This is a genomic window from Marinobacter goseongensis (assembly GCF_023156235.1).
Taxonomy (GTDB): domain Bacteria; phylum Pseudomonadota; class Gammaproteobacteria; order Pseudomonadales; family Oleiphilaceae; genus Marinobacter; species Marinobacter goseongensis.
On the sequence record NZ_JAKZAI010000075.1, the window covers coordinates 1 to 1,272 of the forward strand.

At 48.8% G+C, this 1,272-nt stretch carries 1 pseudogene; it reads left to right on the forward strand.

Going from position 1 to position 1,272, the window contains the following annotated elements:
• Nucleotides 1-76 precede the first annotated feature (76 nt).
• Nucleotides 77-1,000, forward strand: a pseudogene (locus MLC70_RS18390) (zinc-dependent alcohol dehydrogenase family protein); the annotation flags it as partial.
• Between the last annotated feature and the right edge of the window lie 272 nt (nt 1,001-1,272).

The following is a 1,272-nucleotide window of genomic DNA, read 5'->3' on the forward strand; positions in this document are numbered from 1 at the left end:
TGCTATTATATCGCCCAAGGCTTTGTTATTGCAGGCTTTGGATACAGTTTCAGCCGGTTGAACTCACGGATTCAGGTTACCCTCTCCATCAGCAGGTCAGGTGCAAGTAAAAATATTTGCGAGTGGAGTCAATCCTATTGATTACAAGATCCGCCGAGGTATCGCGCCTTATGCCATGCCGGAATTACCCGCAGTACTTGGCACCGATTTGGCTGGAGAAGTTGTTGCTATCGGCGACGGCGTCACCGACTTTGCAGTAGGCGATGCAGTTTATGGTCTGACTGGCGGAGTGCGAGGACTGCAAGGCTCATTGGCTGAGTATGCCAACGTAGATGCTGAGTTACTTGCTCTCAAACCGAAAAATTTGTCCATGCGTGAAGCTGCGGCTTTACCTCTGGTTACACTTACCGCTTGGGAAGGTTTGGTTGACAAGGCGAATGTTAAAGCGGGCCAGAAAATCCTTATCCAGGGTGGAGCTGGCGGAGTTGGGCATGTAGCTGTGCAAATTGCTAAGGCCTTAGGTGCCGACGTTTATGCCACTGCATCGACTGGAAAACAACAACTCCTCAAGGCGCTTGGTGCCACGCCAATTGATTATCACACTGCAAGCCCTGCTGAGTACGTGGACGCATACACCCAAGGCAAAGGATTCGATATCATTTACGACACTGTCGGTGGCTCTGTACTCGATGCCTCATTAGGTATCATTGCACATTATGGACATATTTTAAGCTGTGCTGCATTCAGCTCACATAACCTGGCACCGTCGTCATTACGCTCTGCAACATTGTCAGCGATTTTTGTGTTACACCCACAGCTCAGCGGAGAGGGGCGCAAACATCATGGTGACATTCTGCGGCAAATTACGGCTCTTGTTGAAGCTGCACAAATTAAGCCAATACTCGATCCGTTACGCTTTTCCCTTGACACGGCCATGGATGCACATAATGCCGTAGAGTTGGGGTCCATGGGTAAAGTCGTTATTGATGTAATTGCTTAAAAAGACATTGTTGAGGATGCATATGAGCCCAAGAAAACTAATTCGAACTGTTCGCTTCCATGAATTAGGTGGCCCCGAGGTATTAACTATTGACTCGCTGGCGAGTCCAAGTTTGCAGGCCACTGATGTTCGTATTGCGGTCAAAGCTGTTGGGCTCAATCGTGCTGATGCCATGTTTAGGCGAGGCCACTATATAGTAAGCGCCAATAAATCCGCACCTGTGGCTGGCAACTGAATTTCGCCACACTGATTCCTGCTTTCAAATGAAGGAG